This is a genomic window from Streptomyces fildesensis (assembly GCF_016107395.1).
GTDB classification, from domain to species: Bacteria; Actinomycetota; Actinomycetes; order Streptomycetales; family Streptomycetaceae; genus Actinacidiphila; species Actinacidiphila fildesensis.
The window spans coordinates 1-255 of record NZ_JAAIKO010000283.1 but is presented as its reverse complement, the minus strand read 5'-3'; the positions used below and the strand labels follow the sequence as shown (position 1 = coordinate 255).

1 protein-coding gene is annotated in these 255 nt (G+C 42.0%); it reads left to right on the top strand.

Features of this window, described 5'->3' with window-relative positions:
* Positions 1-132 (top strand): co-chaperone GroES family protein, encoded by a 132-nt coding sequence (locus tag C6N31_RS46510; RefSeq protein WP_368860207.1) that lies wholly within the window; start codon positions 1-3, stop codon positions 130-132.
* Positions 133-255: the final 123 nt, after the last annotated feature.

Below are 255 nucleotides of genomic sequence, written 5' to 3'. Positions count from 1 at the left end.
TTGATTCCTTCCTTTCTCAACGAAGGTGATACTGTTCTTCTTCCAGAGTACGGCGGTACCCAAGTCAAGCTTGGCGAGAAGGAGTATCACTTGTATCGCGATGAGGACGTCTTGGGGATCTTACATGAATAATTGCTATTGCATCAGCTGATAGGTCTTCTTGTGGAAGTTGGCTTTCTTGTCTGTTAACGGAGTAAACCCTAAATCAAGCAAGATATCAGATCTGTTGTTGTTTATCGTATATTTTGTTTGGAC